Below are 24,469 nucleotides of genomic sequence, written 5' to 3'. Positions count from 1 at the left end.
CGGAGGGCTGAGCGAGAGTTACATGGGTGTAATTCGCTATGTGGATGTGTGTTCGATCGAGGTTTATTGGATTAGTAAGTATGTTCGATTCGGACGCGCAAGCGAGTCTCAGCCTGTTTTAGCATGGGCTTGCTACACCCCCAGTGGGACGCACCCGGCGCTGCTGCAAGGCCGGGATCACCTGCACGTGGGCAAACAAAAGCAGGGCCGGTCAATGACCGGCCCTGCTTCTTTGTTATCCGAAGACTAGATAGCCTGGATGTTTACTGCCTGGGGACCCTTGGGGCCCTGCTCGACGTCGAAGGAAACCTTCTGGTTCTCTTCGAGGGAGCGGTAGCCCGAGGAGTTGATCGCAGAGTAGTGAGCGAAAACGTCCTGGCTGCCATCTTCAGGAGAGATGAAGCCGAAGCCCTTTTCGGAGTTGAACCATTTTACGGTACCTGTAGCCATTTTTTCAGTCCTTACTGAAGGTGGAGATGCTCCCGACTTTCGGGTCTCCGGTGTGGGGTGTTCTCCACCGTTACTTCAGAAGGTCACGATCCAGAGGGACCGTGGGGACTGCCTGAACTACCAAATGCCAAACACAACAACACCATCAAGTCTACAGAGTTCTGAGCAGATAGCTAGTGCTGGGAAATATTTATCCATTGGATGTTTCCTGCAGGCCCGAAACCGGGCCTTCAATATCCACCGTTTACAGGGCAGTGGAGTCCCGCTCGGCTGCTGCCGATGAGCCCGGGCAGGCAGCTCGCTACCGCGGCCGCGGCTCGTCACCGTTGGTGGCGCCATTGAGCCTGCCTTTGAGCACCCAACTGGCAATTGACGGTGCAGCGGTCGCTATAAGGCACGCCGTCGCCCAGAAGTTGTCCAATAGACCGCTGACGAGCAGAAACAGGCACAACAGCCCCCAAGCGCAAACTCCACCCCCACGGACCGACTCCGGATGCGGTCATCATCGGCGCAGGCCAAGCCAGCCTCACGACGAGCTACTGGCTCACGCAATTCGGTGTCGAGCATCAGCTCCTGGGACAACGCGACCACCTCGGCGGCGTCTTCCAGGACCGCTGGGACAGCTTCTACATGAACACCCCGAACCTTGCACTGGACCTCCCCGGCATGCCGTGCGACGGCGAGGATCGGGACGCGTTCATCTCCGGCGGCGCAATGGTGACCCCCTCAGACACTATGCAGAGCTGATCGCTGTACCGATCCATACGGGCGTGGACGCGGCACGGCTGTACCCCGTGCCGCTGATGGTGAACTACGTTCCTGCTAACGTCACGTCATGACAGTGGGCCAGTCATTTCGATTTGAATTGCGGCGTATCTATTGGACGCGCCAATCCCTTCGCATGCTCTTCGCGCTCTCCGCGGCATGGTTGTTTGGGGCTGTTTACCTGTTCTTTACTTCCCCGCGCATTGGCGAGATCGGCGCGGGCACAATCGGGGCATTCATCCGAGAAGTATTTGGAGGCCTCTGGGTTGCGATCGGAGCGCCAGCAGCATTTATTGTGATGTTGCTAGTTGCAGCTTTCGTCTTGCGGAGGGGCGACCTACGCAGGCGTGATCCGCAGCGCCGGTTTACGCGGTACCAGCGACGCGAGGGGATGACTCGAGCAAAGGGGCGATGTGAGCTGGAGTCACGTTACGGGAAGCGTTGCACCCAAGCTGCCGAACATGGAGATCATTTCTATCCATGGTCTAAAGGTGGAGCGACTTCGCTCCGAAACTTCGTTGCCGCCTGTAGTCAATGCAATCGGCGGAAGGGCGCCCGCATCCCGAGTCCTGGGCTATTGAGGCGCCTGGAGCGACGACGTGCTTCGTATGTCGGGGCGGTTGAGGCGGCTCTGGTGGGCGAAAGGCGCGGCCGGTGAGGATGCAACTCACGAATCGCACCTTGCCGCTACTTTCGTGTTTGCTCTGCCTAATCGATCTCCGCCATGTTTCCCACCGCAGGAGTCCCCTCAACCAAGGCGTAGCGTTGCATCACCGCACCGTTCGGTGAAGCAACCACGGGCTCGATAAGCCTGAGGTTCGTCGGCACCACTCCGTCTGCGAACACCTTTTTCCCGCGGCCGAGGAGGATCGGATAGACCCACAGGTTGAGTTGGTCGAACAGGCGCTCAGAGAAAAGAGTCTGGACGAAGTCGAGGCTGCCGATGACGTGGATGTTCTGGTGCTTCTCGCGTAGCGCCCGCAGGGACGCCACCGTGTCAGTGCCGAGCAAAGCTGATCCCTCCCACTCAAGCTCCAGCGACTGGCGCGAAGCCACATACTTCGGAAGTCGGTTGAACAGCTCCGCGATTTTGCCATCTTGGTGAGGCCAGTACGAGGCGAAGATGTCATAAGTCCGCCGCCCCAGTAGCAGTGCGTCCATTCCCACCATTCCGGAATCGATCTGCTCGCCAACAACCTCGTCGATAAGCGGCGCCTGCCAGCCGCCGAACGCGAAGTCATCAGCAGGGTCCTCTTCGGGCCCGCCGGGCGCCTGCGCGACGCCGTCGAGCGTCGTGAACAGGTCAATGTGAATGAGTCCCATGTCGGGATCCTTCCCTGCTGCCCGTCGTCACCCCGGCGACAGGATCATGTTGAGGGTTCCACAGGTGAGGCTGCCAGGCAATGGTCACCGGAGATTTACGACGACGGCGACAGCACCTTGCGCGGGCGCTGCCGGCAAAATCCGGACACCGGACACCGGGAGAAGAAGACGAGCTACGCCCCTCATCTTCTCGGCGCCCTGGCGCCGCTCAAGAATCACCCAAACGACCGTCGTCGGGACCCCGATGAGTACCAGGAGCGCCATGCCCCAGAACATGCTGATCACTTGAGTGGATTGCAAAATCACGACGGTCATCAACAGGACTGTGGATGCAATGTTCAAGATGCGGAGCTTACGTGCAGTAGTCATTTTCAGAATCGTTCCCCCTACGATGTCGTCCAAGAAGCCTAACGTCTCCGGTCCCAGAGTGGCTGTGGGAGGAGTGCACCCGCCTGGCGAAGATCCCTCGAGCTTCCGCTCAGGAAACCTACGCCTCCTTCAGATCCAGCTGTGGCGCAGGTTTCCGGAACCCTCGCGTCAGGAATGCCAGGTAGGCCAATCCCGCTCCGGCCCAAATCAACCCGAAGGTGAACGACAAACCACTCAGGCTGGTCCACAGCCAGATCGTGAGCACGAAGCCAATGCCCGGAAACACAAGATTGTGGATCACACCACGGGCACCGCGGGCATTCTGGTCGAAGTAGTAGTGCTTGATGACGGCCAAGTTGACCACGGAGAACGCCACCAAGGCACCGAAGCTGATCAGGGAGGAAATCGTCAGCAGGTCCAACACGAACGCCAGTAGTGACACGGCGGAGGTCAGCAGAATGGGCAGCACGGGGGTGCTGAAGCGGGAGTGCAGCCGCCCCAAAGCAGCTGGGAACACTCCGCTGCGTCCCATTGAATGAATGATCCGCGAGACCGAGGCCTGGGAGGTCAAGGCTGATCCCAGGCTGCCGGCAATGTAGGCGGCCGTGAAGAAGGCCACGAGCAACTCGCCGCCCGCTGCGCCAATGACCTCGATGGCCGCCGAGTCCACGTCGTTGAAGGTGCTGACGGGGAGAACCAGGTGACTAATGTACGCGAGTCCCAGGAAAATCATGCCGGCAAGGATTGTGGTGATCATGATGGCGCGGGGCAGATTCCGCTTCGGGTCCTTGGTTTCCTCCGCGAAGGTTGAGACGGCGTCGAACCCCAAGTAGGAGAGGCAAAGGATGGCTGAGCCGGCAAAGACGGGCGAAAGGCCTTCGGCACCTTCGGCCCCGGTAAAGGGCGCCAGCAGGTCAACGTTGCCGGTTCCGGTGATTGAGGAAAGCCCCAGGGCGACGAACAACACGATGAAGAGCGCTTGGAGTCCCACCACCACAAAGTTGGCCTTGGCAATCGCAGTGATGCCGAGGATGTTCAGCACGGTCACAGCCACAATCGACACGATCATGAACGCCCAGGCCGGGATAGCCGGGAAGGCGGCTTCCATGTAGATGCCAATCAGCAGGTAGTTGATCATCGGCAGCAGCAGATAGTCCAGCAGGAGCGACCACCCGGCCATAAAGCCAAGGCCCGGCCCAAAGGAACGGGTTGCATAGGTGTACGCGGATCCACCGAACGGGAACGCCTGCGACATCCGGCCATACGACCGAGCCGTGAACAGCATGACCACCAAAGTCACGGCATAGGCAGCCGAGAGCCGCCCGCCGGTCAGTTCCACGACGATGCCGTAGGTGCTGAAGATCGTCAGCGGCACCATGTAGACCAAGCCCAACAGGACCAGGGATGGAACGCCGAGGACTCGGCGCCAACCTTGGGAAGGCGCGTGGGCAGAGGCCGGCCCCACAGGCTTCTCGCCTGCCGGTGTATCAGTTTCAAACGCGGGGGTCATTTGGAATCCTTGGTGGTCATGCTGGTGTGTGCTGGGAAGCTGCGACGCTGCAGAACTTCGTAGCGGCAACGGGATCGACGGGGTCGCCGGGATCCTGAAGTGCTGGGGTGGCTCAGGGCGGGTGGTGGACGCCTCTGGTCATGTGAAATTTGAGAGGAAATGAATAGCGTTCATTTATTGTGACGGTGAGGCGGGTCACAGTCAATATGTGACGGGCGGTTCTTCAGACAGCAGCACACGAGATCCGAGTACGTCGCCATCGGCTCGCCCTCCAGGCGCCGCCCGCTTCGCCTCAGCCCCCTGCTCTCCGGCACCGACGGCGGACACGCCATCCCCCTCAGAGAATCGGTCGCCACGGCATGCACCTGCACGGCCACCTTGAAGCGATAAACGACGGCGGCGTCAACTTCAGCGACGGCCTCCCCGAACGCCTGGCCGCAGTTGAGTCCGCGTTTGGACAGCGCTCATGCAAGTCGATCGCTGCGTACGCTGCCGCAGCGGGGAGCGACGCTGCGGAGGAGGTGCCCTTAGAGGCAGATCGCTTGTCCCCAACTGAGCCTGCTCAGGCGAGCCTGCCCCACTAAGACGTCACCTCGGTGTTGAAGGCGACCGGTTACAAGATCAATTTTCAGTTCGTGGATCTGCCCTTGGTGGACGAGCGGTGTACGGTAACCACTCCCTCGGAGTCGCGGAGATTCCCGGATTGTTCGTGGTGGGGCTGCCATGGCTGACCAGGCACTGCTCGTCCATTGTCGGCGGGGTGGGACTGGATGCGGAGTACGTGGCAGGGCGGGTTGCCGCGGCGTGACAGCCTGACTAGCTACGACGACGGCAACGAGCTACGCCCCGTCCCTCATCTTCTCGGCGCCCTAACACGGCCGCGACATCCTCCCCGGACTCCTCTAGACCGGCAATTCGGCCCGGAATACAGCATCTGCGCCCTCATCCGCGGGGCGCTGCGTTCCCCGCCACCCGCTGTGCTTACAACCCATTCCTCTCCAGCACCGACGACGGCCACAAATCTCCGCGAACTGAGCCACTGTGGCATGCGCCTGCACACCCGGCTGGAGAACATCGACGACGGCGACATCACCTTTCAGCGACAACCTCCCCGAACGCCTCGCAACAGTCGAGTCGGGATTCAACAATCGCATGCGGAAAGCCATCGACGGGTCGACGAAAGGGGCGACCCAAACACCAGCTCAGAATAACTGATATGCCTGGCATATATGTCGTCGGAATTTCGTGGCTCAGCTGGCACTAAAAAGCCATAGTCACCGGCGTGTGTTAGCGGCCATGAAAAACTGCCCATAGGCGGCCACGAAAGTGCCCACTGACGGCCAGTAAAACTGCCCGATGGTGGCCATGAGATCTGCCCACTTCCTTACTGAACCGACCGCGTCTTAAGCGGTGGGAGCCTCTCCCTGGGGTTTGATGACGGTGTCTAAGCGCACCAAGCGAACCAGGAAGAGGCCCTGTATGAAGTCTGACGGAGAAATCATGGAAATTCTTGCTGCCTACGACCTGACCGGATCGTTGCGCGCCACTGCGGAGCTCACGGGCTGCTCGCACCACACTGTTGCCAAACACGTGACCGCCCGGGACGCAGGCCGGCCGATCGGGGAACCGACGGCACGGGGCCGGGTCACCGACCCGTTCCTGCCCAAGATCGAAGAATGGGTGGAAGCCTCCAAGGGCCGGATCCGCGCTGACAAGGCCCACGAGAAGCTCCTCGCTCTGGGCTATGCGGGTTCGGAGCGCTCCACCCGCCGGGCGATTGCGCAGGTCAAGGACGCGTGGCGGCTGGGCCACACCCGCGTCCATCGGCCGTGGATCACTGAACCTGGGATGTGGTTGCAGTACGACTTCGGCGACGGGCCACGGATCGGCGGGGTGAAGACGATCCTGTTCGTGGCGTGGCTGGCGTTCTCACGCTTCCGCATCGTGATCCCGCTCAAGGACAGGACGGCGCCGAGCGTGTTCGCGGCCCTGGACCGGTGCTTCCGGATCCTCGGCGGAGCACCGACCTATGTCCTCACGGACAACGAGAAGACCGTGACCACCTCCCACGTTGCCGGGGTCCCGGTGCGGAACCAGCAGACCCTGGACTTCGCCCGGCACTACGGGGTGACCGTGCTGACCTGCCAGCCCGCGGACCCGGCCACCAAAGGCGGGGTGGAAGCGTCCGTGAAGCTCGCCAAGGCCGACCTCGTGCCCAAAGACACCAACCTCCGCGACGAATACGCCACCTTCGCCGAGCTCGAGGCCGCCTGCACGGCGTTCATGGACGAGGTCAATCACCGTGAGCACCGGACGACGCGGCGCAAACCCGCAGCCATGCTCGCCGAGGAAGCCCCGCGGCTGCACCGTATCCCGGACACCGCCCACACGGTCGCCTTCGGACTCGCCCGCATGGTTCCGGAGAACACCCCAATGGTCACCTTCGAAAACGCCCAGTACTCCGTCCCGGCCCACCTGCTCGGAGCCCGGGTGTTCGTCCGCACCCACGGGACCGGGCCCGGCGAGCAGGTCATCATCGTCCACCACGGCACTGCAGGGCCCGTCGAAGTCGCCCGCCATGATCGGGCCCGGCCCGGCAGTCCCGCCATCAACGACGAACACTTCCCGGGAACCCGGACCAGGGTCCCCGGCGATTACGAGGTCAGGGCCCGCAGCGCGGACGAGGCAGCGTTCCTGGCCATCGGCGAAGGCGCCAGGACCTGGCTGATGGAGGCCGCCGCGGCCGGGACCGCACGGATCAACGTGAAAATGGCAGAAGCCGTCACGCTGGCCAAAATCGCCGGCACCGACCAGGTCGACCGGGCCCTGGGCGACGCCGCACTACATGGCCGGTTCGCGCACCAGGACCTCGCCTCGATCCTGAACGCCAACATCCGCCGCACGACCACCCACGCGGCCAACGAAGCCACCTCCCTGACTCAGGGAACCGGCGCGTGGGCCGCGATCGGCAACCCGACCCTGAACACCACAACCAACACCACGACCAAAATCACGCCGGAGGAGGCCCGATGAGCCCCGTCACCACAGCCAACACCGCCGCTCCGCCGTTGCCGGCGGACCTGGAAGCCCTTATGCGGTCCCTGAAAATGCCCCACGCCCGTGCACTGGCACCGGACCTGATCGCGACCGCCCGCGCCCAGCGGTGGGAACCAACCGAGGTCATCAAAGCACTCTTCACCGAGGAAGCCGCCGGTCGGGCCCGGTCCATGCTCGCTTCCCGCCGCAAAGCAGCAGGCTTCCCGACCGGGAAGACCTTCGAGGCGTGGGACCCTGCAGCGTCCTCCATCCCTGCCCCGACCCAGCAGGCCCTCCGGACCCTGGAATGGATCACCCGCAGGGAAAACCTCGTCGTCTGCGGGCCCTCCGGGACCGGGAAGACGTTCTTCCTCGAAGCCCTCGGCCAGCAGGCCGTTGAAGCCGGAATGCGGGTCGCCTGGTTCAGGCTCGAAGACCTCGGCGTCCTGATCCGCGCCCACCGAACCGACGACAGCGTCACCCGGGCCGTGGCCAGGATTCTCCGCGCGGAGCTCGTGGTCATTGACGATATTGGCCTGTTGCCGGTGGCCACGGACGCCGCCGAAGGTCTCTACCGGGTCGTGGACGCAGCCTACGAAAAACGGTCCATCGCGATCAGCTCCAACCTCCACCCCGCCGGATTCGACGAGCTCATGCCCAAAACCCTCGCAACCGCCACCGTTGACCGGCTGCTGCACCACGCCCACGTCTGTCAGACCAGCGGCGATTCCGTCCGCCTCACCCAGGCCCTCGCCGGGAAAGGAGTAACCCGACTGAACTGATCAACCCCACGATGGCCAATCCCGCCGAACCAATCAGTGGGCAGATCTGTTGGCCATCACCGGGCAGTTTTACTGGCCACCAGCGGGCACTTTTAGTGGCCGTCCATGGGCAGAAACAACTGGCCATTGACAGGCGTGGGGCTTAGACGCCGAGTAAGTAGCGGGGTGATGTTTCCGGGTCCTGACCAACCTCGGGACTCAGCATTGGTAGTCCCAAGTCAGGCACGGGGGTTCGTCCGTCCAGTTTCGGGGCCGGGTTGCTAGGAATAGCACTTGTGCTCCGATTTCTCCTGAGTTCGCGACAATCGAGACGTAGGTCCCCAATATATGTGTCGGGAATCAGCAAAAAATGACGCGAGTCTTGTATCTTTTTTGTGTAAACATGTGCTGACTCAGCCCTGACGTCGACTTGGAATCCTCTCGATCAACAGGAGGCTGACCCGCCAAGCACTGGGGACAGAAGATCCCTCTGACGGACATCAAGAGGGGCTAGGGGGTAATAGGGCTGTGCCTGAACGAAATATCGTTGCCAGAGAGGGGCGGTATACATCTGATGCGGGACTTGCGGCAACTCAGCAAGAAGCCGCGCGCAGGGAACAGCTCTGGGCGTCTCTACTGGCAGCCGACGGTCCAACCAATGTCCAGCGTGGACTCCTCCGCGAACTTAAGATTTATGGCAACCAAGCCGGCATCTTCGTTCCAAGTGGTGAGACGAGGAAGCCGGAGACGCCCAAGGGCATCGCCCTTTCGTTCCTTCATACTGGTCGTCATTACGACGACGAACTTACTTCCACGGGAGTTATCTACCACTACCCGAAGACCGGCCGATCAGGGCATGACCAGTCGGAGATCGAGGCCTCAAGGGCTGCCTACCAAGGTGGCCTTCCCGTCTTTGTCATTGGCCCTGGAGACAAGACCAACACTAGGACCGTCTACCGTGGCTACATTGAAGACGTAGACGATACGAACAACGTTCTGTTGATCACGTTCACGCAAGCACAGCTTCCGCCGCCACCCACTCCAGAGGAACAGAATGCGCCCTTCAATCTGACTGGAGAGGCAGCGACGAGCTATAGTCTGCGGAGAAACAGGCCCAATCAGGCCCGCTTCACTTTTGATGTCTACAAGCGCTACGGCCAGGAATGTGCCGTCTGCGGGCTTAAAGTCAAAGGCGTCCTGCAGGCCGCACACTTATTGTCCAAGAGCATGGACGGCATTGATGACGCGCGAAATGGCCTTCCTCTTTGCGCGAACCATCATCTTGCTCTGGATCGTGGCTACTGGTGCATAGACCCTGAGCTCCAGTTGCACGCGGAGCCATACGGGCCGTCACTGCTCGAATTGGCAATCACCCGCGACAATCTGAAGCATCTCGCTTTCACTCCTCATCGAGAGGTGCTGACTCGGATCTGGGCGGACTGGAACAGAAGACCATAGCCGTCACATTCCTGGACAAACCCCTTGGATCGATCCCGACGTTGTGTCCCCGATGTGTGGTTGGTGCTGTCAAAGTCTTGCTCCTGTGCTTCGTGTTCCCCGTAGCTTCTAGCACTCGTGCTGCTATCGCTTCATAGCAATGAACTCTGGCGGTCGGTCACCCGCTACGCATTCAGGGTCTTTAACCCTTGCAATATGTCCGAGCACCCTGCGCCAGGGCGGAGGATCTATCCACCTAGCTAGCCCGGGAACACGAAGGTATGAGCCAGTGGACCCGATTATGTTGACGTCGGAGCCCAACTGTAGATGGAGAACTACGACGTGTATGTGTGGATTCGAGGTCTACATGTACTTCGGAAGGACCCTCGCAAAAGCATCTCCAGTGGTAACTAGCCACTCCACTAGCTCTTGCGTTTGGCTGTCATCGAGAAAGTTGCCGCGGCGACTGATGACGATTTTGGAAGCTTTGCGGTCGGGCTTCTCATCCCACTCGAGTTCGAGGCCAAGATCTCTTTCGATGGACTCACGTTGCGAGGCTAAACGGGTGTAAAGGTCCTTGTCGTCGGTTATCCAAAGGAGAACGGTAGCGATCTTTTTTTGGGATTGGACTTGGAGTGAGAGGTTAGCGCGCGAGTCACCAATGCTTACGTCGTACCAGTAATGAGGAGAAGGAGCGCGCCAGGACGCGATGTTCTTCGCGTGCGCAAGTCCAAATGCTCGCACCCGCTCAAAGAAAGCAACCTGGGAGTCCTTTAGTGAGCCGCTCCCTCCTGGGCGGGCATGGCTTCTCATTTCGGTGCGACGGTCGGCAATCGTCGCCGAGTCCACGTCGAGCCCAGCCGCTTCTGCAAGCTCTTCAGCGCCAATGAATTGACTTAGATCTGCGCGGCCCTCGTGATCGAAGCGAATCCCCTCACCTTCCAGTACCACCCGTGGGTCATCAGTACGACCGGGCTCGCTCCACCTGAACCCGGTTGAAATCTTTCCCCCGCCCTGCAGAACACGCCAAGCATTCGACATGGGAGCGTTAGTGATCATCCCGGCGAGTGGTTGAGCCCACGTACCAGCCACTATCGCGACGTCACCGTATGACGTCCAACGACCGGCGGGAATCTCAGCCAGAATCGAGGCAACCTGACTACGCAATAGTGAAGGTTCATTCTCCGTAGTCGCAACGCTCTCGTCTGGCCCTGGCCATAGGTCGATTATCTTCTCGGCCAGCTCGGCGTTCCGTGCAGTGATCTCATCGACGCCCCAAGTGAGGTTCTCAGCGATCCGCTGGTTCATAAAGACACCACTCTTGGCCAGCAATTGGCGCTTTTCCATGAAAGGCCTGTTGCTTAATTCGCTGTTGTACCCGCTCAGCGTGAGGTTGCCAATCGTGTGCACCACGCGCTCGTGCTCGAAGTCGATATCAGCACCGTCACCAAACCCCTCGGCGAACGTCCCCCTCACGACATCAGACATCGTCTGAGGCAGAACATGCTCAATGGTTAAGTGCCTTGGATCGAGTGCGACAATCTCCTTTGGGCGGTATGCCTCCTCTAGCCACTGCAGGATGAGTCTTTTCTGTGGTCCCCTACCCTGCCAATAGAACGCTACCGTCTGTGCCGCATCGCGAACCTGCTCGTCCGTGGCAAAGTACTTGCGTCCTCGGGAAAGGAACTCACGCAAGGCCACATCGATCCGGTCTCCATCGCTTATAGAACCAACCGCCTGAAGCAACGTCCGATTTAGATTCGCCGTAGCTCTTCCAATCACTACCCTGCGCACAAAATACGACTCAAGGTACGTCAGCGCACGTACGGCTTCATCAACGTTGGCGGCACCCGAAGCCCGCAAGGCAAGAATCCGCATGACTATTGGAAACGCCGTTGTCGAACCCCAGGCCCGGATCCTTGTGAGACGGCGGCGGATCTCGGTGTGGCCTTCTCTCGATGGCTCAAGAATTGTCGCCAGCACTTCACCCAACTCGGCGATACGGACAACCTCAGCCTCAAGGGCAGCAACGGTCTTCAACTTCTCCAGACGCTGCTGCTGACCAACGTAGGTATCTGACTGCTTAGCGCGCTCATCTCGCTGGGCCAGGTCCAGCCAAAACAAGAGTTCTATGTTTTCCGCATCCAGCATCCGTTCCAGCGGAAGCCAGACGTTCTCATAGACTGTCTCTGCGCGGTCGCCAAGACGCATGAACAGGTAGTTTTTTAGCAAGTCACTTTGCGTGAGTCGAAGGCCAGTGTTGTTCAAGGATTCGAAAATACGATGAGCGTTATCTGAGGGCTCCGCAGTGACGACGACAAGCGCCAGCCCACCAACTACAGCGGCTTCAAGCAACTCCAAATCGTGCGGATCCTCCGGATCATCTGCCGCAGCGATCTTGGCTCTGAAAAACCGGTATGCAACGCCAACGGCATCCTCGCCACCAGCCCGCGGCGCACGGTTGAGAACGGCGAGGTATGCCGCTCGGTCAGCCTGCGTCGGCAAAACCTTCAGAGGCTTGCCCTTGTCGAAGACATTAATCAGATACTGCACGTCAATGGCATGTGCCCGTTCAGAATCACCAGTCTCAGCCAAGTGATCCCGGAGGGCAGCAAGCAGCAGCGTCAAGGTAGTCAAACGCTGCTGGCCATCGACTACCAAGAACCTACTAACTCCAATCGCACCGGAGTCTGGACTGCTGGCAAGCACTAGAGAGCCAATGAAATGCGAGGCTTTGGGATCTATTGCCACAGAACGTTCCAGCTCAAAAACGTCCGCCCAAAGCTGTTCAAGCTGTTTCGTCCCCCACGAGTAGACCCGCTGGTAGAGGGGAATCTGATACTGCTTTTTGCCTTCCAAAACGCCAGCCAGCGTGCCATTCTCAGCGTGAACCATTTGCGCCTCTCAACCCTCTGATCATGTCTGGAAAGAGACTACTACCAGAAGACGCATCAGGCGGCTTGACCGTTTGTTGCTGCCTACAAAATTACGCTCGAGTTGACGATGTAGTTCCTATTGGCACCGAGTTCTGACGTGCTTACCCAGACGGCCATAAGAAGTCAATGGTGAGCGTTATCGCCCCTGCATCGAATTGAATCCGAAGGCTCCGGGAAAGAGCCCGTCACTGGACTACTCCCCCGGACAACTCACTGTTACCGACCTGTGACGGCCAGCCGTCATGGCCAACGCACACTTCACATATGCTGGGCTAGCTTCATTCGCCTATATCCTTTGGGGGACCAATTGAAATTCAAGTATCCAGCCGTTGCTGCCCTTCTACCGTTTCTTCTCGCTGGCTGCGCGGGGGCCCAGGCACCAGCGACAGCCCCAACGGTCGAATCCGTCGCTCCTAGCCCCACACCCTCCGAGACTGAATCGAAGTCGTCCAGGGGGAATTTGATCAAGAGGGTCGGCGAGGGGGCTTCGGTCACCGACAAAGGCAAAACAGTGGCCAGTTTCGTTGTAAATTCGATAACTCTTGATCCTCAATGCACGTCCGAGTACGCCTCGAAACCGACTAATGGGCACTTCCTCGCCCTCAACGTCTCCATGGAGACAGACCCCGCCCTTGCCGATTCGGTCAATCCCCAGTTCGGCCTCGCGGGATATGCATGGAAAGTCATAGCCGAAAACGGCACCACCTTTAACGGGAGCGTTTGGTCAGGTTCGTCATTCACATGCCTGAAAGACGCCGAGCGTTTCCCCTCCGCACTCGGCCCCGGCGAGAAGGCCACTGGAGTCATCGTCCTCGACGTACCAACTCCGGCCGGTACTTTGATCCACCAGCAAGGATTCATGCCCGTCGGCTGGGAGTGGGAATACCCCGCCAAGTAGCAGTCCCTGGTCAGTCAGCAGGTGCCAGCCCACTTACGGGCTGACAGCATTTTGTCGGAATCTCGACGCCGGCGACTACGACAGCGGCGTAACCAGCAGCCCACGCGCGGCCGAGGTATAGGGCGTTCGTGCTGCGCCGCCGCGAGCGTTTGCTGCGCCAATCAACTGGGCACCTCCGTCCTTCACGGGAGTTTTGGACCAGCAGCCACACCCCGCTGCACCAAGAACACAGCCCCCAGCACCAGCACCGCCCCCACAATCTGCCATCCCGACAACACCTCCCCCAGAAACACAAACCCCAGCACCGTCGCCACGAGCGGGCTCAGGAATCCCAGGAACGACACCACCATCGTCGGCAGCCGCTGGATCCCCCGGAACCACACGGCATACGCGGCCAGTGCACCGATGACGCTGAGGTAGGCGAAGCCCGCTAAGTTGGGCACAGACACAGACTCCGGCAAACCTTCAACCACCAACGTCACCGGCAGAAGCATGACCCCACCCATCGCCAACTGCAGGCCGGTAAACCCAAGCAGCCCCACGCCGTCGGGCTTTCCCCAGCGTTTAGTGAGAACTATGCCGGCTGCCATGCTCAGCGCCGCCGCCATCCCGGCGAGCACACCCACAAAAGTCAGCGTCGCGTCGGATCGCAGGACGAGCAAACCGACACCCGCAGCTCCTACTGCGCAGGCAAGGATGTGCGCCTTGCGGATCCTCTCCCCCAGCAAAAGCACGCCGAGGAAGAGCACGAACAAGGGCTGAATGGACATGACCAGTGCCGCGAGCCCACCCGGCAATTGGTACGCAGTGAAGAACAGGAGGAAGAAGAACAGCCCGATGTTGAGCGCGCCCAGCGCCGCAGCTTTGAACCACCAACTCCCCCGCGGCCACGTTCGGGTGACCAACATGAGCACAATGCCCGCCGGCAGTGCCCTCACGGTTGCGGCCAGGAGCGGCCGATCGGCGGGGAGGAATTCCGTGGTCACCAGATAGGTGGAGCCCCAGACCATCGGCGCGAGCGCGGTGATGAAGAGGTCGCGAGGCGATGCCTTCGACGCCCCAACTCCCGCCCTGCTGGCAATCGCTGCAGATGTACTCATCTTTCACTTCCATACATTTCGATGTCGAACTATTTGATGTAAGACAATGTAGGTGCTGTACTGTTTGAGGTCAAGCATTGGAGGACGATGGACCGCGACGCAGTGGACATGATTCTTGAGCAGTGGAACAAGGAGCGACCCGACGTGGACGTCAGCTCCATGGGCGTTCTGGGCCGGCTCAGCAGGGCGAGCCGCCTCGCCTCATTGGACGTGCAGAAATTCATGAACCAGTTCGGACTGGAGCCCTGGGAGTTCGACGTCCTGGCAACACTGCGCCGGTCGGCTGCCGAGGCGCCGTTGACGCCGGGGCGACTCGCCAGCCTCACCATGATCGGCTCCGCAGCCATGACCAACAGAGTGGATCGGCTGGTATCGCGCGGCCTGGTTCATCGTGAGACCAACCCCGAGAACCGCCGACAACTACTCATCAGCCTCACGCCAGAGGGACTCGCTCTGGTGGACGACGTCGTGGAGCACCACGTCGAAAACCAACAAAAGATGCTCGAGGGCCTAACCAAGACTGAGCGGACCCAGCTAGCGAACCTTCTGCGCAAGTTCCTGCTAACAAACAACGACGGCGAACCCTCCTGAGCGGGCACGTCACCCGTGCGAGGATGAGGCGTGGACACTTCCTCTGAGCAGCTGGCGATCGCAATCGGCAAAGCGCTGGGCGGCGGACAGGCAAGCGCCTACACCGGCACCTCGTATTGCCAGAGCGGCAACCACTTGGTGAGGCATGCAGTTTCGGTGCACCCAAGGGCCTTCATCTGGTCTGCGAAAGAGCTGCCGGACGGACCTACGAGAACGTTCGATCCCCGCTCCCTCACTCTGCAGACAGATGGCGTCGATGATTTCAGCCTTTCCATCGACCGCATCCCGTTCTCGTTTCCTGAAGCTGTACAGCTCTCTTTCCCACTCTCCCTGCCCATTTGGGGTCGGCAGCTGGACGACTATCACCCTGTTGCTTGTGAAGTGAACGGTTCCGACACGACGCTCCTGCTGAGGCACAGGGTAGATCGGACAATTTTCGGGTCCTTCACTTTCGATACAGAAAGCGGAATCGCGAAAACGCTGTTCACGCCGACGACGGCACTAAAACTGGAGCGTGAGATCCCACCGGAGAACGGAAAGTACGACTTCGGATTCGTGTCCGGCTTCGGTGACCCAGATTTGCAGAATCGCCTTCGCCCCGACGAAAACACCCATTAACAAAGAGATGGCCCGCGGACGTTAGTCCACAGGCCATCATCAACTTTCCGTTCACTCAAGCTCGCTATGCTCCTTGCGCCTGCTCCGTCGCAACACATAAACGCCGTAGCAACCGAACCCCAGCATGAGTACAGCAGCAGCGACACGCCACCACGCGAAAGGCTGCCAAGTCGCGAAGATGACGGCCATGACGAATGACATCACAACTTGCAGCGGATGCGGAACCTTGCTCATCATTCCCTCTTTCGATTGGGCGCCGCGTGATCGGCAGGCACATTATTGACGAAGGCAGTCTGAACCGGACCTCGCACTCAGGCGAGGTCCGATCCCTTTGAGCTCACGAAGCGCCCGCGTCTGGTCAGCCAGTGGAACATGCCAACGGTTCCCCCGACGCTGAGCATGGGAATGAGAACAAAACTCCATTCGCCTCCCCTGAACATTGATGCCGCACTCATCGCCGCCACGCACCCCACCCCCAAAGCGGCCGAACGTGCCGGCCCCACCCCAAGTGGAACCCATCGCCAACGCCGGTAGTACGTCGTGGCAGCGATGAGGAGACACATAAGGAGGAGGCCAACAAAGTACACGAGCGGCGCAGGGACCAGACCCACGGATGATATGCCCGCGCCGAAAATCAAGGACAGACATAGCGAGAACCGTTTAGCCCTACGCATCGGCCATTTTCAACACATCGGCCATTTTCACCAGATGCTTGCGCTGGAAGGCCACGAAATGTCTGTTTGCCTGCTCCGACATCATGCTTCCTCCTAGTGAAGAACGGTCTTTGTTGACCCGCACATTGTGCGCCCGCCACATGCCGGCTAGGTGGCGAAATTCTCCTAGCTAGGTGCTGTCAGAGCGAAACTAGGTGCCGAAACGCCCAAAAATGAGTGGCCGCTAGCCGCGTCTAGGGGTTCGCGAGGGAGCCGGGATGGCCTCTTCCGGGCACCACCTTCACTAGCACCCCACGATGAAACAAGTGTGGGACCCGCCCCTGCGGATCCCACACTCGGCTCTCAAGCAACCAACGAAACTACCTCAACCCAGGCGGAACATTCCCCACAGCAATACCCATGATGTTCAGCCCCTCGTTCACCAGTGCGCTCCCCTGCGGCAGCGTCACGCTGGACACCTCAAAAGCAGGGGGAATGTCGATCCTTGTGGCGAAGACGCGGGCCGGCTCATCAACCCGCACCACCGTCGACGGCCCACCGATGTAAGCCTGCGTGTGCCGCTGGTGGTACGCCGACTCAGCCACCACCACCGAAGTATCCGTAGCAACCCCGGTGCGCCAGTTCGGCAGCGAAATCGTCACGGTCCTGCTCTGCCCGTTTGTGAAGTGAACGGTCGCCACTCCGGAGGTCACGTTGCCTGTGGAGAATCCCGTCACCAGCAAGGTCCGTCCGCGTCCTGACAGAGCCACTTCCTGACCAGCAGCTTTCAACGTATCCGGCGTCCCCACAGCCGTCGGATGCCACACGGACGAGACGCCAAACGCCGAATACGGCTCGCCCGAGCCAAGCCCGGCAGCGGCCAACGCCTCCTCAGAGAACGTCCGACGATCGGACGTAACAGCCCCATTCCGGGGATTAGCCGAATTCGCAACCGAGGTTTGATTCACCAATGAAGCAAAAGGCAAAGGAGCAACAGCAACACCAGGCCCCTGATAGGCCCCGATATTCGGCGCCGCCCCCGGCACCCCAACGGAACCGGCACCCGAGGTGGGGTTACCGAAGAAGTCCCTGCCGCCGTCGTCGTTAATCCGAACACCGGCACCCATCAGCGGTGACCCGGAAGCAAGCCGGTACCCGGGAACATCCAGTGTTGTCTGGCCGCTGCCACCGGCAACCAACTTGGGATCACCCAGCACCGAACCAATCTCCCCCGAGGGCGGCAGGATCCCGCCAAAGTACGCGTTGTTCGCATACACAGCAGCAGCGGGCTTAAGAACACCACCCGGTGCCACAAACAGGTTGTTCCGCACCTCGCGTGGGCCGGTCATGTCGTCCAAAAACACACGCGACGGGCAGTAGAAGGTGTTGTTGTAGATGTAGTGCTTGCCGGTACCGCTGCTGCTGCCGCCCAGACGGCAGTCGTCCTGTGCCACGTTGTATCGCAGAACCACGTTCGCTGCAGTAGCGCCGCCGCCGCAGTTGGAGACGCAGTTGAGGTAGAAGCCGCCGGCGTTCCCGTACGAGTAGTTGTACTGGAAGAGGCAGGTTCCCACGATCTTCATGTCGCAGTCCCAGGCGGTGGAGTCGTACGTGGAGGTAGTGCTGTTGCCCACCACGTTGAACTGGAACACCGGGTTCTTGGAGTTGTACGGCCACATGCCCGCGAAGTTGCCGCCTTCGTACGGGTGGGCGCCCTGGCCGAGATTCAGACCCCTGTTGTGCTCGATGAGCGGCGCGTCAGAGTTATGGATCACGATCGCGTCGCCGCCCACATCATGGATCTCGTTCCGCGCAACGTAAACCTTGGTGTTGTAGCGCTCGGTGGTATCGGGAGCTGAGATCTTCACGCCACCACCGGCAGCGTCGTTGACCTCGTTATCGGTGATGGTGATGCCGTCCACCGATCCCTTGCCCCACGTCCGCACCATGATGCCGGCCGACTGCGCGAAGCCAGCGCCGTTCGTCGCCTTGTTCCGCCACCCTGCCACGTCCTCCACGTGGTTTCCCGTGACCACAATTCCTGCGGTCTGCGCCGTTCCGCTGTTCTCGAAGAGAATCCCAACCCTGCGCACCGGAGTGTCCGACGGGTTCACCACATGCAATCCGCTGACGGTCCAGTGACTGGCATTCGTGATCTGGATGGCCGCTACAGCACCACCGCCGTTGATGGTGGGCTTCGCACCGTCCCCGTAGCTGGAGAGCGTGATGGGATGGTTGGCGACGCCGGTGCCCGCCGGCGTGAGTGCGCCGATGCAGTCAGTGCCGGCCCGGAACAGGATCGACTCGCCGGCGTTGAACGGGCCGTGGCCGTTGACCTGTGCGATCGAGTTGAACGGGCTTGCCTGGCTGCCATTACCTGGGGTCCGGACCGAGCAGTCCACATAAAACTTCGCATCGCTGATCTGCACAATGAACGCGCCGATCCTGCCCGTGGTGGCCACATCGAACGGACCCGTGCCCGTGGCGACCAGTTCTGTCGCCCCGCCTGCGGCTCCGGCCGGCACCACAAAGGTGAAGGCTGCCGCGCCGGTGGCGTCAGCAACGGCGTCGGCCATCTTTTCGCCCCGGAGGCCCAGGCTGACGGGGCTCAAAGGCTTGAGGTCACGCACGACGACGGTAGCTGGCGTTCCGGGGACCAGCCCGTTGAGATTGGTCCCGGCTGAGCCCTCGACCCGCAGCGGTGCTGCGATGAACGCGTCCGAGCAGTTGATTTTGGCATCGGCCCAGTCGGCGTGATCGTTGCCGTTCCCTTCCGGGCCGGTTTCCACCTTGAGCTGCAGCGTGCTGCCGCCCTCCAGGTTCACGTTGATGGGGAGGGCTCCGTCCGTCCCCTTCCGCTCCCCCGTAAACCGTTCCACTCCGTCCACCAGCACCTTGAAGTCCACTCGACCGCGGTCACCCTGAGTGTCATCCACACCAACTTGGGCGAGGAACTGCCGGCATTGCCCGCCAAGGTTGTACGTAATGGACGACGCTGCGTGCGTGCCAATGCCCTTTGGATAGACAGTGCCGCCGATGGTCAGCGGCCGGCGATTCGCATCGCCCGCCGCTTGGCCACCGTTGCTCATGTCCAGTTCCGCCGGTCCCCAACCGTTGGTCATGCTCGACCACGGAACGTCGCTGGCATAGACGACGCCGGTGGGTGGCGGGGGTAGTTCGGCTGCGGTTGCGCTTGGGCTGGCTGCGATTCCGGTTGCCAGCGCCGCTGCCGTTAATGCGGTTGATGCGGCTACTGCTGCCAGACGTCTGGCCATGGGGTGTGGGTGCAAGTGTGGCTCCTCATTGAGTGGGTTTCCTCAAGGAGTTTCTTGCGGGCTGTGCGTTTGGGGCAACGAAATGCACAGGTATGAACATGCGGACTGCAGCGTTACCTGGCGACCGTTAGCCAGCCGAACCTCCCCACCACTAACAAAAGCCACCCAACAGGACTATGCTCCGGTGAATCGTTTGATGTACATGTTGCTACTGGGGGTAACAGTGATGTTCAGATCAAAGTCGAGCAAGAATTCATGCCATAAAACACCCGAAAATCGAAGGCGCCCACTCTTCATAGGGACAACCCTGGCCGCGACCGCGGCATTGCTCTTGGGCACAGCTGCCCTTCCAGCACAGGCAGGCCAGCCGGGCACCCGTGCAGCAAATGTCCCAACAAACAACTGGGACTACGTCAACATCAACACGGGCTACAACGACGATGTCCTCGCCAGAGATACTGCAGGGGATCTCTGGGTATATCCCGGCGACGGCCAGGGCGGCTGGAAGAAGCCCCGCTTCAAGATGGGCGAGGGCTGGAACGTGATGACTGCAATCATCGGTGCGGGCAAGTTCCAAAGCGAGTTCAACGACGACATCCTTGCCCGCGATATCAATGGCGACATGTGGCTCTACCCCGGCGGCTACGGATACCTCAAACCCCGGACCAAGGTGGGTGTCGGTTGGAACGCCATGACCGCCATCATGGGCCCTGGCGACTTCGACGGCGACTACTGTGCGGACGTCATCGCCCGAGACGTCGAAGGTCGGCTTTGGCTGTATCCCGGCGATCACACTGGCGGCTGGAAACCCCGCACCCAAATCGGCGTCGGCTGGAACGTGATGACAGCGCTGATCGGCCGCGGCGATTTCAACGAGGACGGCAAACGGGACGTCATGGCACGCGACACCAGCGGACGGCTGTGGCTCTACCCCGGCGACGGCAAGGGCGGGTGGCTGCCCCGCATGCAGGTAGGCGAAGGCTGGAATGCCATGACAGCGATCATTTCCACGGGAAGATTCGACGGCCACTACCCGGGCTACTCGCAGATCATCGCCCGTGATGCCAACGGGGACCTCTGGCTCTACCCCGGCGTCGGCAGCCGAAACCTCGAACCACGGAAGAAGATCGGGGAAGGCTGGAACGTCATGACAGCGCTGATCTGACCCAACCGAAGCGCGACTAAGCGGCAGGCACCCAAGGCGGCTCCGCCGTCGTGCATCTGCAGCGCCAGTGCTACTTTGTACGGAAGCTGCCGGTTCAGGGGGATGGCATGGAAGCTTGGGAATGGGTCTTGGCGTCGCTGGCGGGATTGTCCGCGGTGTTCGTCATGGGAGCGAACATTTGGGCTATTTTCGATGTCCTACAGCAGGACCGTCTCGATCAAACTGCCCGGATCATGTGGGTGTTGCTGTTTTTCGTGGTGCCGCTGTTCGGAGTTGTGGTGTGGCTCTACGCGAAGCCTCGGCTGACTAACATGAGCGGAGGCCTACGCCTCCGCAGAACCCTTTAGTGCCATGGATTCACTGCTGCAGGGCCCGCGAGGCCGTCGCCTGTGCCTCGAACTCGCGATGGAGCTGGACCAGGACATCCGGATCGCCGTCTTCCATCTGGGATACAACCTCGATCCCGGCGCCGGCACGTCCCGAGTCTTGTTGACCATGAATCCCTCCGGAGAGGCGCCGTCTCCCCCGCCGGAGCCGACGGTGGATGAGCTCGCAGCACTGATCAGGGCCTTGGATTTTCGGAACATCACGGACGATCTGGTTCAACACGCCCTACAACGCGCAGTGGACGCTGCCAGATACTGGCAGGAGCCCGACGGCGAAGACATCCTCGCCGCCGCACCCGAGATAACGAATGCCCTATGCCACGTCGCGGAGGGCGTCCTCGGGACATCTGCGGCAGAATCGTGGACCCTTGAGGCTGAGGTGAGGCAGTGGAGCATCGATTGGCGCTCTGCGGGAGACCCTGCGCCACTCGACGGAAATCCCCGTCCGAAGCTGGCAGAGTGGGCGCGCAATCAACGAACCGGAGAGGCCCGCGCTGCATGGGAACGCCCTGCAGACATCAGGGCCAACGTGGGCGGCGAGTGGTGGTCGATACCCCACAACCTCATGCAGTCAACCGGTCAGATTCCCCAGGGGCTGAATCTGGTGGAGGACTCGTTGGGGTGGGAGAACGCCACCGCCATCCCTGTCGCAGGAACGGGCAGGATCCTGGAAATCGAGTCCGTAAAGGTCTGGATCGAGCTGTGCAGGATGTTCCCACTCGAGGTGACTGCATCTCGTAGACATGACTGGTTCCGGACTACAGGTCGCGATGGCCGATGGGTTATCCCCGACTGGGAACGGGCAAGCTCACGATGGGACGCTGTGCACCTCCCCATCATCGGCTACCTGCACCTTGCTGGGCGGGCGCTCGACGTGGACCCTGTGGAAGGAACGGCAAGTGTCATCGCCGGATGGAACCCCGGCACCACATTCTGGCTCAACCACGTAGTCCGCGAATCCGGGGAGCCCCGTCAGCATTGGCACAGGCCGCATAACCAGGACGAGTGGCAGTTGGCCGCGGGAGGTTAGCTGACCCACCCACGCAACCAGCCGCCGTCGTGCACCAACAACAAAAACCCCTCAGCCGCCCGCAATGTCCCGTAGCGTCTGCAGGTGCGCTGCCCACACGCCCCGCCCAGCGTTCGTCAGGCTGGCAGAGGTCCTCGGAAACTTCCCGGCGAAGCTCTTCTTGATCTTCACAAACTCGGCCTTCTCCAGGATGGCCAGTTGCTTGCTGAGGACAGAGTCGCTGACCTGAATCGCATCGCGCAGGTCCTTGAAGTCCAGCGACTCGGCCTTAGCGAGCGCAGCCATGATGGAGAAACGGACCGGTGAGTGGACGACCTCGTTGAGCTGGTGGCGCGGGTGTTCCGCCGGCGTGCTCATGCGCGCAGCTCGCGGAAGGCGGCGGCGAGGCCAATGCCGGCCAGCGCGACAGCGGCCGGGATGTAGAACCACAGGTTTCCGTCGCGGAAGAAGTAGGCACCAACCACCAGTGCTACGACGTACAGCGCGAAATACCCGACCAGCGATGTGAGGAACCTTTTGGTGAATCCGGCCTTGGTGGACCGTTGGAACATGGGCCAAATGCATGCGGAGATCGCACCCCAGGCGCCGACAGAACACGCCAGCAACGCAGCGCCGTAACCGGTATGGGCGACGATGTGCATCCCGATCATGAGCAGTGAACCCATGATGGCGAGGCTGGTGAACAGGACGGCAACGGGCCAAGCTGCTGCGTTGATCGAGGCGGCACCCACTGAGTCAGCTCTCGCAAGGAGTTCGCGGGCTTCGGCTGCTGACATATTTCCGGTGGTCTCGTTCATGGTTCCCCCAAAGTTGTACAGATGAATTCCCCAAACTTAGGAAAGTACTTTCCACATTGTCAAGTACTTTCCCATGAAAGCCTAGTTAGCGCCCGCCCCACCACTCCCGGTAAATTTGATTCCAAGAGTTTGACCCTCGGTGAGCAACACCACTCGCGCGCCTCACGAAAGCAGGATCATATGACCGTCTCTCCCCTCATCTGGGGCATCACCATCGTCGTCATTTTGGCGCTCTTGGCCTTCGACTACTTCTTCCACATCCGCAAGGCACACGTCCCCTCGCTCAAGGAAGCGGCCATCTGGTCCTCCATCTACGTGGGCCTGGCTGTGCTCTTCGGCGTCCTGGTGCTGATCTTCGGCGGCGGCCAAATGGGGTCCGAGTACTTCGCCGGCTACATCACGGAGAAGGCCCTCTCGGTCGACAACTTGTTCGTGTTCCTCATCATCATGGCGAGCTTCCGGGTGCCGCGTGAGGATCAGCAGAAGGTCCTGCTCTTCGGCATCGTGTTCTCACTGATCGCCCGCACCGGCTTCATTTTCCTGGGCGCCGCGCTGATCAACTCGTTCGCGTGGGTCTTCTACATCTTCGGCCTCATCCTGCTGCTCACGGCAGGCAACCTGCTCAAGCCCGGCGACCACGGTGACGGCCAAGCCAACAACTTCATCATCCGGCTCGCCAAGAAGCTCTTCCACACCACGGATAAGTACGACGGCGACAAGCTCTTCACTACCGTCAACGGCAAGCGTGCCCTGACTCCCATGCTCCTGGTCATGGTGGCCATTGGTGGCACGGACATCCTGTTCGCGCTTGACTCCATCCCGGCAATCTTCGGCCTCACGCAGAACGTCTTCATCGTCTTCACCGCTACGGCGTTCTCCCTGATGGGCCTGCGCCAGCTGTACTTCCTGATCGACGGCCTGCTGGACCGCCTCATCTACCTCTCCTACGGCCTGGCAGCCATCCTCGCGTTCATCGGCGTCAAGCTGATCCTGCACGCCCTGCACGAGAACAACCTGCCGTTCATCAACGACGGCGAGCACGTCAACGTCATCGAGATCACCACCGGCCTCTCGCTGAGTGTGATCATCGGCGTCCTGATCGTCACCGTGGTGCTCTCACTGATCAGCCCGGCGGGCAAGGCCCAGACGGCCATCAACAACGCCCGCCGCCATGCCGTGGACTACCTGGACCTCGACTACACCGCTGACGCCAACGAGCGCGAGCGCATCTACCGCGCACTGACCGCCGAGGAAGCGCAGATCGTCCAGATGCCGCTCAAGTATCGGAACAAGGCCAAGGACGTGGAGGCGATCCGCGAGCAGGTGAAGGAAGCCCACCGCCAGCACGAGGCTTTCCTCAACCGCTAAG

20 protein-coding genes are annotated in these 24,469 nt (G+C 60.7%); 11 read left to right on the top strand and 9 right to left on the bottom strand.

From position 1 onward, the window contains the following. Window positions 1-246: 246 nt before the first annotated feature. From AYX22_RS06470 to AYX22_RS06445, 4 genes are all read right to left on the bottom strand, one after another. Entirely contained in the window at window positions 247-450 is a 204-nt protein-coding gene (locus AYX22_RS06470) for a cold-shock protein (RefSeq protein WP_011773907.1), read from the bottom strand. Window positions 451-1,923: 1,473 nt separating this feature from the next. Then, a complete protein-coding gene (locus tag AYX22_RS06455; protein ID WP_207596703.1) occupies window positions 1,924-2,538 on the bottom strand; it encodes a dihydrofolate reductase family protein in 615 nt (204 codons plus the stop codon). 84 nt (window positions 2,539-2,622) lie between these two features. Next, window positions 2,623-2,907, bottom strand: a complete 285-nt coding sequence (locus AYX22_RS06450; RefSeq protein WP_207596702.1) for a hypothetical protein — start codon at window positions 2,905-2,907, stop codon at window positions 2,623-2,625. Window positions 2,908-3,025: 118 nt separating this feature from the next. Beyond that, the gene (locus AYX22_RS06445) at window positions 3,026-4,417 is read right to left on the bottom strand and encodes an APC family permease (RefSeq protein ID WP_207596701.1); all 1,392 of its coding nucleotides are present in this window, start codon (window positions 4,415-4,417) and stop codon (window positions 3,026-3,028) included. A gap of 661 nt (window positions 4,418-5,078) precedes the next feature. Between AYX22_RS06445 and AYX22_RS06440 the strand changes: the two genes are divergently transcribed. From AYX22_RS06440 to AYX22_RS06425, 4 genes are all read left to right on the top strand, one after another. After that, window positions 5,079-5,225: a hypothetical protein gene (locus AYX22_RS06440; RefSeq protein WP_207596700.1), complete on the top strand. Its 147-nt coding sequence runs from the start codon at window positions 5,079-5,081 to the stop codon at window positions 5,223-5,225. Between the two features lie 671 nt (window positions 5,226-5,896). Then, window positions 5,897-7,450: an IS21 family transposase gene (gene istA / locus AYX22_RS06435; RefSeq protein ID WP_071416161.1), complete on the top strand. Its 1,554-nt coding sequence runs from the start codon at window positions 5,897-5,899 to the stop codon at window positions 7,448-7,450. After that, entirely contained in the window at window positions 7,447-8,235 is a 789-nt protein-coding gene (gene istB / locus AYX22_RS06430) for an IS21-like element helper ATPase IstB (RefSeq protein WP_071416162.1), read from the top strand. Before istA ends, istB begins: the two co-directional genes overlap by 4 nt. Before the next feature lie 507 nt (window positions 8,236-8,742). Beyond that, window positions 8,743-9,672 (top strand): HNH endonuclease, encoded by a 930-nt coding sequence (locus AYX22_RS06425; RefSeq protein ID WP_207596699.1) that lies wholly within the window; start codon window positions 8,743-8,745, stop codon window positions 9,670-9,672. 342 nt (window positions 9,673-10,014) lie between these two features. Here the strand turns inward: AYX22_RS06425 and AYX22_RS06420 are convergent, their stop codons facing one another. Next, window positions 10,015-12,546 (bottom strand): DUF4268 domain-containing protein, encoded by a 2,532-nt coding sequence (locus tag AYX22_RS06420; protein ID WP_207596698.1) that lies wholly within the window; start codon window positions 12,544-12,546, stop codon window positions 10,015-10,017. A 552-nt stretch (window positions 12,547-13,098) separates the two neighbouring features. Between AYX22_RS06420 and AYX22_RS06415 the strand changes: the two genes are divergently transcribed. Continuing rightward, entirely contained in the window at window positions 13,099-13,485 is a 387-nt protein-coding gene (locus AYX22_RS06415; protein ID WP_207596697.1) for a hypothetical protein, read from the top strand. Between the two features lie 182 nt (window positions 13,486-13,667). On the opposite strand, the gene AYX22_RS06410 is transcribed toward AYX22_RS06415, so the two are convergent. Then, complete coding sequence (locus AYX22_RS06410; protein WP_207596696.1) at window positions 13,668-14,585, bottom strand: EamA family transporter; 918 nt, start codon at window positions 14,583-14,585, stop codon at window positions 13,668-13,670. A gap of 87 nt (window positions 14,586-14,672) precedes the next feature. Here AYX22_RS06410 and AYX22_RS06405 point away from each other — a divergent pair, with 87 nt between their 5' ends. Continuing rightward, complete coding sequence (locus AYX22_RS06405) at window positions 14,673-15,176, top strand: MarR family transcriptional regulator (RefSeq protein ID WP_207596695.1); 504 nt, start codon at window positions 14,673-14,675, stop codon at window positions 15,174-15,176. Between the two features lie 30 nt (window positions 15,177-15,206). After that, window positions 15,207-15,794: a hypothetical protein gene (locus tag AYX22_RS06400; protein WP_207596694.1), complete on the top strand. Its 588-nt coding sequence runs from the start codon at window positions 15,207-15,209 to the stop codon at window positions 15,792-15,794. A 1,033-nt stretch (window positions 15,795-16,827) separates the two neighbouring features. Here AYX22_RS06400 and AYX22_RS06395 read toward each other — a convergent pair. After that, on the bottom strand, window positions 16,828-19,722 hold the full coding sequence (locus AYX22_RS06395) for an NPCBM/NEW2 domain-containing protein (RefSeq protein ID WP_207596693.1): 2,895 nt from the start codon (window positions 19,720-19,722) through the stop codon (window positions 16,828-16,830). A 331-nt stretch (window positions 19,723-20,053) separates the two neighbouring features. Between AYX22_RS06395 and AYX22_RS06390 the strand changes: the two genes are divergently transcribed. The 3 genes from AYX22_RS06390 to AYX22_RS06380 all read left to right on the top strand — a co-directional run bounded on the left by AYX22_RS06390 (window position 20,054) and on the right by AYX22_RS06380 (window position 22,303). Further along, window positions 20,054-20,887: a VCBS repeat-containing protein gene (locus AYX22_RS06390; protein WP_207596692.1), complete on the top strand. Its 834-nt coding sequence runs from the start codon at window positions 20,054-20,056 to the stop codon at window positions 20,885-20,887. Between the two features lie 107 nt (window positions 20,888-20,994). Next, on the top strand, window positions 20,995-21,234 hold the full coding sequence (locus AYX22_RS06385) for a PLD nuclease N-terminal domain-containing protein (RefSeq protein WP_207596691.1): 240 nt from the start codon (window positions 20,995-20,997) through the stop codon (window positions 21,232-21,234). Between the two features lie 4 nt (window positions 21,235-21,238). Continuing rightward, complete coding sequence (locus AYX22_RS06380) at window positions 21,239-22,303, top strand: hypothetical protein (RefSeq protein ID WP_207596690.1); 1,065 nt, start codon at window positions 21,239-21,241, stop codon at window positions 22,301-22,303. A 51-nt stretch (window positions 22,304-22,354) separates the two neighbouring features. Here the strand turns inward: AYX22_RS06380 and AYX22_RS06375 are convergent, their stop codons facing one another. Then, window positions 22,355-22,660 (bottom strand): transcriptional regulator, encoded by a 306-nt coding sequence (locus AYX22_RS06375; RefSeq protein ID WP_089594042.1) that lies wholly within the window; start codon window positions 22,658-22,660, stop codon window positions 22,355-22,357. Continuing rightward, window positions 22,657-23,100, bottom strand: coding sequence for a hypothetical protein (locus AYX22_RS06370; protein WP_207596689.1), 444 nt, complete (start codon window positions 23,098-23,100; stop codon window positions 22,657-22,659). The genes AYX22_RS06375 and AYX22_RS06370 overlap by 4 nt, the downstream gene beginning before the upstream one ends. Window positions 23,101-23,280: 180 nt before the next feature. Here AYX22_RS06370 and AYX22_RS06365 point away from each other — a divergent pair, with 180 nt between their 5' ends. Beyond that, entirely contained in the window at window positions 23,281-24,468 is a 1,188-nt protein-coding gene (locus AYX22_RS06365; protein ID WP_207596688.1) for a TerC family protein, read from the top strand. Window position 24,469 lies beyond the last annotated feature (1 nt).

The sequence above is a fragment of the Arthrobacter sp. D5-1 genome (assembly GCF_017357425.1).
Classification (GTDB): Bacteria; Actinomycetota; Actinomycetes; order Actinomycetales; family Micrococcaceae; genus Arthrobacter.
This window is presented reverse-complemented; position numbering and strand designations above follow the sequence as displayed.

Coding starts and splice junctions, on each gene's coding strand:
- AYX22_RS06375 (WP_089594042.1), bottom strand. CDS start 22,660: ATGAGCACGCCGGCGGAACACCCGCGCCACCAGCTCAACGAGGTCGTC.
- AYX22_RS06370 (WP_207596689.1), bottom strand. CDS start 23,100: ATGAACGAGACCACCGGAAATATGTCAGCAGCCGAAGCCCGCGAACTC.
- AYX22_RS06410 (WP_207596696.1), bottom strand. CDS start 14,585: ATGAGTACATCTGCAGCGATTGCCAGCAGGGCGGGAGTTGGGGCGTCG.
- istA (WP_071416161.1), top strand. CDS start 5,897: ATGAAGTCTGACGGAGAAATCATGGAAATTCTTGCTGCCTACGACCTG.
- AYX22_RS06445 (WP_207596701.1), bottom strand. CDS start 4,417: ATGACCCCCGCGTTTGAAACTGATACACCGGCAGGCGAGAAGCCTGTG.
- AYX22_RS06380 (WP_207596690.1), top strand. CDS start 21,239: ATGGATTCACTGCTGCAGGGCCCGCGAGGCCGTCGCCTGTGCCTCGAA.
- AYX22_RS06385 (WP_207596691.1), top strand. CDS start 20,995: ATGGAAGCTTGGGAATGGGTCTTGGCGTCGCTGGCGGGATTGTCCGCG.
- AYX22_RS06450 (WP_207596702.1), bottom strand. CDS start 2,907: ATGACTACTGCACGTAAGCTCCGCATCTTGAACATTGCATCCACAGTC.
- AYX22_RS06455 (WP_207596703.1), bottom strand. CDS start 2,538: ATGGGACTCATTCACATTGACCTGTTCACGACGCTCGACGGCGTCGCG.
- AYX22_RS06405 (WP_207596695.1), top strand. CDS start 14,673: ATGGACCGCGACGCAGTGGACATGATTCTTGAGCAGTGGAACAAGGAG.
- AYX22_RS06395 (WP_207596693.1), bottom strand. CDS start 19,722: ATGGCCAGACGTCTGGCAGCAGTAGCCGCATCAACCGCATTAACGGCA.
- istB (WP_071416162.1), top strand. CDS start 7,447: ATGAGCCCCGTCACCACAGCCAACACCGCCGCTCCGCCGTTGCCGGCG.
- AYX22_RS06470 (WP_011773907.1), bottom strand. CDS start 450: ATGGCTACAGGTACCGTAAAATGGTTCAACTCCGAAAAGGGCTTCGGC.
- AYX22_RS06420 (WP_207596698.1), bottom strand. CDS start 12,546: ATGGTTCACGCTGAGAATGGCACGCTGGCTGGCGTTTTGGAAGGCAAA.
- AYX22_RS06365 (WP_207596688.1), top strand. CDS start 23,281: ATGACCGTCTCTCCCCTCATCTGGGGCATCACCATCGTCGTCATTTTG.